General features: G+C 67.8%; 6 protein-coding genes. 1 reads left to right on the top strand and 5 read right to left on the bottom strand.

Annotated elements, in window-relative coordinates:
* From IE153_RS40930 to IE153_RS40915, 4 genes are all read right to left on the bottom strand, one after another.
* Positions 1-360, bottom strand: a 360-nt coding sequence (locus tag IE153_RS40930) for an isocitrate/isopropylmalate family dehydrogenase (RefSeq protein WP_268251981.1), incomplete at its 3' end; no start/stop codon positions are given.
* Between the two features lie 17 nt (positions 361-377).
* Positions 378-2168, bottom strand: a complete 1791-nt coding sequence (gene leuA / locus IE153_RS40925) for a 2-isopropylmalate synthase (RefSeq protein ID WP_189594752.1) — start codon at positions 2166-2168, stop codon at positions 378-380.
* A 38-nt stretch (positions 2169-2206) separates the two neighbouring features.
* Positions 2207-3040: a 2OG-Fe(II)-dependent halogenase WelO5 family protein gene (locus IE153_RS40920; RefSeq protein ID WP_189594751.1), complete on the bottom strand. Its 834-nt coding sequence runs from the start codon at positions 3038-3040 to the stop codon at positions 2207-2209.
* Positions 3041-3857: 817 nt separating this feature from the next.
* A complete protein-coding gene (locus IE153_RS40915) occupies positions 3858-4556 on the bottom strand; it encodes a LysE family translocator (protein ID WP_189594750.1) in 699 nt (232 codons plus the stop codon).
* A gap of 248 nt (positions 4557-4804) precedes the next feature.
* On the opposite strand from IE153_RS40915, the gene IE153_RS40910 reads away from it, so the two are divergent.
* Positions 4805-5737 carry a LysR family transcriptional regulator gene (locus tag IE153_RS40910; RefSeq protein WP_189594749.1) on the top strand — a complete coding sequence of 311 codons (933 nt, stop codon included), beginning with the start codon at positions 4805-4807 and terminating at the stop codon, positions 5735-5737.
* A gap of 132 nt (positions 5738-5869) precedes the next feature.
* Here IE153_RS40910 and IE153_RS40905 read toward each other — a convergent pair whose 3' ends face one another.
* On the bottom strand, positions 5870-6556 hold the full coding sequence (locus tag IE153_RS40905) for an alanyl-tRNA editing protein (protein ID WP_189594748.1): 687 nt from the start codon (positions 6554-6556) through the stop codon (positions 5870-5872).
* Between the last annotated feature and the right edge of the window lie 387 nt (positions 6557-6943).

Here is a 6943-nt window from a genome sequence, read left to right as displayed (position 1 = left end):
CGGCTCGCCCGCGAGCGGGGTGGCAACCCCCGGCAGGAGCTTCGAGGGACGCAGGTTGACATGGTGGTCGAAGGCGAAGCGCAGCTTGAGCAGGAAGCCGCGCTCCAGGACGCCGGAGGGCACGGACGGGTCGCCGATCGCGCCGAGCAGGATGGCGTCGTGCCGCTTCAGGGCGTCGAGGTCGGCGTCGGTGAGGGTCTCACCGGTGGCGTGGTAGCGCCGGGCGCCGAAGTCGTACTCCTCGGTCGCCGGCTTCACATCCTGCGGAAGGACGGCGGAGAGGACCTTCAGGCCTTCGGCCACGACCTCCTGGCCGATGCCGTCACCCGGGATCACCGCGAGATCGATGCTGTGGGACACGTGACCGTCGCTCCCCTTCACCGGGCGGCACCGGAAGCGTCCTGCAGGGCCGACGCCACGACCTGCCGCACCGGTGGACCCGGCCGCAGTCGGTTGACACTGCTGACGACCGCCCTGAGGGACGCCGTGTCCGGGTCGGCGTCGATCCCGACGCCCCAGGTGATGCGGTCCTGGTGCGCGACCTGGACATAGGCGGCGAAGCGGCTGCCGTTGCCGGAGGCGAGGGCGTGCTGGGAGAAGTGGCGCAGCTCGTAGCCGGTCAGCCCCGCGTCCGCGAGACCGTCCAGCAGCGCGCTGGGCCTTCCCTCACCCGTGCCGCGCAGGGAGCAGGGCTCCCCGTCGAGGCTCAGGGTGCACTCCAGCGACGTCCTGCCGTCGCCCTCCGCCGTGCCGATCCGGTGGTCGACGAGCTCGAACGGAGCGGCGGCCTGCAGATACTCGCGCTCGAACACGGACCAGATCTGATGGACGGACAGCTCCTCTCCGGTCGCGTCCGTGTGCCGCTGAATCGTTCCTGCGAACTCGATCTGCAGAGGACGGGGCAGGTCGAGGTGGTACTCGCTCTTGAGCAGGTACGCCGCTCCCGCCTTGCCCGACTGGGAGTTGACCCGAATGACCGCCTCGTAGTCGCGGCCGATGTCCCTGGGGTCGATGGGCAGATAGGGCACCGCCCAGGGGACCTCGGCAACCGGTTTGCCGACAACCGCCGCCTTGCGTTCCATCGACTCGAACCCCTTCTTGACGGCGTCCTGGTGCGAACCTGAGAAGGCGGTGTGCACGAGCTCGCCCGCGTACGGATGCCGCGGATGCACCGGCAGTCGGTTGCAGTGCTCCACGGTGGCGGCCACCGAGCCCAGGTCGGAGTAGTCGATCATGGGATCGACCCCCTGGGTGAACAGGTTCAGGCCCAGGGTGACCAGGTCGACGTTGCCGGTCCGCTCCCCGTTGCCGAACAGGCATCCCTCGATCCGCTCGGCCCCCGCCAGGCAGGCCAGCTCGGCCGCGGCCACGGCGGTGCCGCGGTCGTTGTGCGGATGGATGGACAGAATCAGGTCCTTCCGGCGTTCGAGGTTGCGGTGCAGGAACTCGATCTGGTCCGCGTAGACGTTCGGCGTCGACATCTCCACCGTCGCGGGGAGGTTGAGGATCATCTTCGCGTCCGGGCCCGGTCCCCAGACCGAGGTGACGGCGTCGCTGATCTCCAGGGCGAAGTCGAGCTCGGTCCCCGTGAACGACTCGGGCGTGTACTCGTACTGGAGGCACGAGTCGCTCATGTCCAGCGCGAGTTTCACGGCCAGTTCGGTCGAGCGCACCGCGAGGTCCCTGACCTGGTCCCTGGTCATGCCGAACACCACCTCGCGTTGCAGGCACGACGTGGAGTGGTAGAGGTGGACGATGGCGCGGCGTACACCCCGCAGGCTCTCGTACGTGCGCTGGATCAGTTCCTCGCGGGCTGGCATGATGACCTGGATCGCGACGTCGTCGGGGACCAGGTCCTCCTCGATCAGCAGCCGGACGAAGTCGAAGTCGGTCTTGCTGGCAGCGGGGAAGCCGACCTCGATCTCCTTGAACCCCATGCGGACCTGCAGATCGAACAGCTGCCGCTTGCGATCGAGGTCCATCGGAACGGGCAGGGCCTGGTTGCCGTCCCGTAGATCGACCGCGCACCACATCGGCGCCCGGTCGAGCGTCCTGCCGGGCCAGGTCCGGTCCGGCAGGGCCAGGGGCGGATACAGGTCGTACCTCCACGTAGGCATCCCGGAAGGCCGCTGCCGAGACTGGTCGGACGGGGTGTGACGAACCGCCATCGGTTTCTCCTTGTCGGTGTCGAGGGGTGGGCGTCGGTTCATGACCAGATGGTCAGCTCGCCCGAGGAGGTGATGCCGATGAAGAAGGACAGCGTGACGCGCCTGCCGTCGGAGGTGTTCGGGCGCACCAGGTGGTAGTTGCGGGGGTCGAAGAAGATCGCGTCGCCCTGGGCCGCTTCCACCCGGGCGTACGGCTCGTCGGCGACGATGCTCTCGGCGTAGCCGTATCCGTCGCGGTGCTGCTCGTCCGAGGGCTTCCAGGTGCGGCGGTAGACCAGCGACTCTCCTCCGGAGGAGGGCATCGACAGGTGGCAGTTGAAGGCGATCTGGCAGACGGGCGTGTCGTCGACGACACCGGGGAACTCCCGGACGACCTCGTCGAAGTGCATCTTCGCGCCGTTGTTGATCTCCCGGATCATGCCGGCGAACATCGGCCGGCCCTTCGAGGTGGCACGGGCCACGCGTCCGCCCCACACCTTCTCCAGGTTGCGGACCGCCGCGTCGAGGGGGTCGCCTCCGTGCAGCAGACCGGAGCGTGACGCGTCGGACTGCTCGGTGTGCTCCCAGTAGGCGGGCGGCAGTTCGGCGTTGCCGTAGTAGTCGTAGGTGGCGGGCCCCAGCTTGGCGATGCGCGGCTGGACCAGCTGCTCGTCGTAGCTGCCCATGTCACATGTGTCCAGGCCCTTCGTGACGGCGTCGCACTGCTCGGTGGTGAAGAAGCCGGGGACGCGGGCGGCGCCGAGCGTTCCGGCGCCGATCCGGGCCAGGATGTCCCGGTCGAGCGTCTCGGTGACCACTGATTCGAAGAGCGTGTAGACGGGCGTGGCCGTGGAGGCGACGTTCTCGAGCGGCTGGTTCTGAATGGTGCTCATTGCGCAGTCCTTTCGGAATATGTCGATCGAGCAGAAAGCCGGTCAGGCGTGAAGACGGCGCACCCGTGAAGACCGGGCTGTACGCCGTGGAGCAGAAACAGAAGAAGCGCCTGAACCGATATGCGCGATGAAAGGCCGGGAAGTGGCTGACGGATTCGGACGACCGGCCTATGGCAGATGCTCGCGCAGCGAAGCCCTTGTGAGGCGGCGTGAACGCGTTCCTCACTTTCACATGAAGTCGCTCGCGGGGTGAAGTCACATTTGCTTAAGCCGCCCCACCGCAGTTTCTTACGGCTGCAACGGCGTCGGCGGTTCGACTGATCGTTCACCCAGGGGGAGCGGGCGTGCATTCAAGATAGGCGGCAGAATTTTGCCGCGCACTCAGAGGTCCGCTTCGCCGGCTGCGAGAGGTCATTCTGTGAAAAGAGGTCGCCCGGTATCCCGGCATATGAGATGCGTTCTGAAGTCGTTTCGTCCGGGCAGGTGGCTCGAAGTCGACGACGTCATGCGCCGCGTGGCCGCTGTGACCGGGGGCGGGACCACGGGGTCAGGGGGCCCGAATACGGTGAAATTGTCGGTGGATTCATCTACCGCATCCCGCGACAATCCACCGCCGTGCACACCGAGGGGGAGTGGAGCCGGGTCGGTGCCGGGCCCGGGTGCCTGGTACAGAGCCTGGCTTGTTCCTTTCCCAGGCTGTCCACGCGCTTCGGGCCGCATGAGCGCGGCCCCTCTTGCGCGGAACGGATGTGATCAAGAGGATGCTCGCATTGCGCTGCGTATCCGGTCGGCGGCGGCGAGATGATCGCTTGTCCGCTCAGACGGCAGACTCCATGAGGAGCATGACGGCAAGGAACATGAGAACGACGCCGATGACCCCCTCGATGAGCCGCCCGGCCCGAGGGGAACTGAGAAACCTGCCGGCTGACGCGGCGACCATCGCGATCGACGGGAACCACAACAAGCCGCAGACGATGACGATTGCGCTGAGCAGCAGGGTCATCGGCACAAAGGGGGCACCTCGGGGGATGAACTGCGGCATCAGACTGAGAAAGAGAACGGGCGCCTTCGGGTTGGCCGCGTTGGTGATGAAGCCCTGGAGCAGGAATTGCCGCAGGCCGGTCTTCTCGGCCACGACGGTGAGTGCACCGCCGCCACCGCCGCCGAAGCCCACGCCGTCGCTCGGCGCCGAGTTCTCGTCCCCCTCCTGCGGGGGCGGAGCCGGCCGCGGACCCCGGACGCAGGCGGCGAGCGCCTTCCCGCCCAGATAGAGCAGGTATCCCGCTCCGACCAGCTTCAGTGTCGTGAACAGCAGGTCGGAAGTGAGGAGGAGGGCCGCGAGACCGGCGGCCGCGAGGGCCGTGTGCAGCGCCAGCCCGCAGACGATGCCGACGGCCGTCGCCAGCCCTGCCCGACGCGAGGCCAGGGCGTTGCGCAGCACCACGGCGAGGTCGGCCCCCGGCATCACGATGATGCCGGCGGCAACTCCCGAGAAGGTAAGGACTTCGCTGATCATCGGCACCTCGCGAGCTGGGGCTCCTGGTCCGCCGCGGCCCTCACCGCGTGTGCGGCCGACATCCAGGAGGACGGACAGTGGAAGAACGTGCAGGACGGGGCGTCTCGCACGGGACGCCTGGGGCCGGCGCCTCGAAGAGCCGGCCCCGCCGGGACCACAATGGGTGAGGGCGTCGGCCGGGAGACCTCGCGTTCAGCCAACGGCGGCTGTACAACACCGTCCCGGACGCAGGAGAGTGGGAGCTTTTCATGCAGGACCTGAACCGGCTGCTGGCGCTGGTGGCGGTTGCGGAAACCGGTTCGATCTCCGCGGCGGCGGCCAGACTCGGGTACACGCCCCCCGCGCTGAGCCAGCAGATGGCCAAGCTGGAGCGGGAGGCCCGCATGCTGCTGCTGGTGCGGCACCGCCGGGGTGCGCGGCTCACCGCGGCCGGTGAACTGCTGGTCCAGCGGACGCGCGAGATCGACGAGATCCTGCGCACCACGGAGCTCGAACTCATGGGCTTTCAGGACATGTCCGGGGGGCACCTCCGCATCGGAAGCTTCACCACCGGCGGTATTCATCTCCTGCCGCCGGTCCTCGCGGAGCTCCGCGCCCGGTATCCCGGAATTGCCATATCCATGCAGGAGTTCGAGCCGCCCGAAGGGTACGATCCGCTCGTCGAAGGGGAGATCGACCTCCTTCTGACCCACTCGTACCTGCACGGCCACCAGCACCCCGTGCCGACCGGACTGCGCTCCGAGACGCTGCTGGACGAAGAACTGGTCCTGGTCGCGGAGTCCGGGCATCCCCTCATGTCCGACGACTCTCCTTTGCACTGGTCGGAACTGGCGGGCACGCCGCTGATCAGCGGACGCCCCGGACTGGCGAACCGTGAGGCGCTCGAAGCTCTCTTCGCCAGTCGGTCCATGGCGCCTCCCCAGGTCGCTTTCGAGACGTCGAACTACTCGGTGGCGTGCGCGCTCGCCAGCAGCGGAGTCGGTGCGGCCTGTGTGCCGCGCATGGCGGCGGAAGCGAGCCCGGCCCCCATCAGCACGCGCCCGTTCGCTTCCCCCGCCCTGCACCGCACGGTCAGCCTGCTGTGGCGCTCCTCGGACAACACGCCCCTGCTGCGCACGGCACGCCGCATGCTGCAGGAGGCCTTCGCGCAGGCGCCCGGTGATCCGCGCACTGCGGTCTAGGATCCGGGCGCTCTGCGCGCCGGACGGCCCGTGCCGATGGCCGGACACCCCTGCGGGCATCGAGCGGGGCGGCTCAGACCGGGCGGGCGAGGGGCGGAGGCGGACCGTGGCCGGCTCGCTGGCGTACGGGTATCACGTGCCCTCTCCGGCGTGCTCCGCGGTGTAACCGATCCGCAGGCGCCCGGACTTCACCTTGACGGATCGGACGGCGACAGCCGTCAGGAGCCCGAGGTCGGTGACGTGGGTACCTCCGCAGAATTCGGTCGCGAGGCCCTCGATGGTGATGGTGCGCCGCCCGTCACGCTCTCCCGCCGTGACGGGAAGAGCCTCCGCGATGGCCTTGTCCAGCGCGGTGGTGAGGGTGACCGCCAACTCGTCCTTGTCGAATTCCGTGCCGTTCACCGCGTATTCGATGCGGGCCTGCCCCGGGAAGTGATTGTTGCCCGTGTGCTGGAATCCGTGCGGCCGGACGAGGGCATCCACCAGATGTCCGGCCGTGTGCAGCGCCGCGTGCAGCCGGCGCAGGCCGGGGTCGATGCGGCTGAGCGCCGACGTGCCTTCCGCCAACCGCAGCGAGGACGGTTCGACACCCTCCGGGAGTGTCAGCCAGACCCACCCGGATTCCGCGTCCTTGGAGGGAGTGACCTCCACACCGGCAGCGACGCCGCGGTCGTCGGGCTGCCCCCCTCCCTGAGGATGAAAGATGTTCTGAGCGAGAGCGATCCGTGCTCGGGGGGAGGACGTTTCGACTCCGATGATTTCGGCGTCGGCCTCGTACACGTAGGTGTCCGCCAAATAGATCTGGCTCTGCTCGGTCACAACAATCGCCTCTGTTCAGGGTTCTCTCCGGGCGTGCGGGCCCGCGCCATTGCACCAAAAGCGGAGCGCGGCAACAGGAGTTGAGGTGCACGCCCGGCCCATCTTTTCAGAGGACCGGGGATTTCCTGTAGGTCGCTTTTGTTTAGGGGGGCATAAAGAAAGAGTGCATGCACAGGTTGTCATGGAATATCCCATCTTGCATGCTTCTGCGGAAAATCTGGCTCTCCAGATCGTCGCGCGGCCCTCCTAGGCTGTTTGTCCGCTGGCCGGAACATCCATCTCGCATTTCGATACCCCTGGAGGGAACAGCGATGGGTAGGACACTCTCGGAGAAAGTCTGGGACGACCATGTCGTCCGGCGCGCGGAGGGCGAGCCCGACCTTCTCT

Origin of the sequence: Streptomyces massasporeus, assembly GCF_014648995.1 — a bacterium.
GTDB classification, from domain to species: domain Bacteria; phylum Actinomycetota; class Actinomycetes; order Streptomycetales; family Streptomycetaceae; genus Streptomyces; species Streptomyces massasporeus.
Note: the sequence above shows the minus strand (reverse complement) of the source record. Positions and strands in the feature narration are given on the sequence as shown.

Excerpts from the sequence above, each read along its gene's own strand:
- leuA (WP_189594752.1), bottom strand. The coding sequence starts at position 2,168 with ATGGCGGTTCGTCACACCCCGTCCGACCAGTCTCGGCAGCGGCCTTCC.
- IE153_RS40920 (WP_189594751.1), bottom strand. The coding sequence starts at position 3,040 with ATGAGCACCATTCAGAACCAGCCGCTCGAGAACGTCGCCTCCACGGCC.
- IE153_RS40915 (WP_189594750.1), bottom strand. The coding sequence starts at position 4,556 with ATGATCAGCGAAGTCCTTACCTTCTCGGGAGTTGCCGCCGGCATCATC.
- IE153_RS40910 (WP_189594749.1), top strand. The coding sequence starts at position 4,805 with ATGCAGGACCTGAACCGGCTGCTGGCGCTGGTGGCGGTTGCGGAAACC.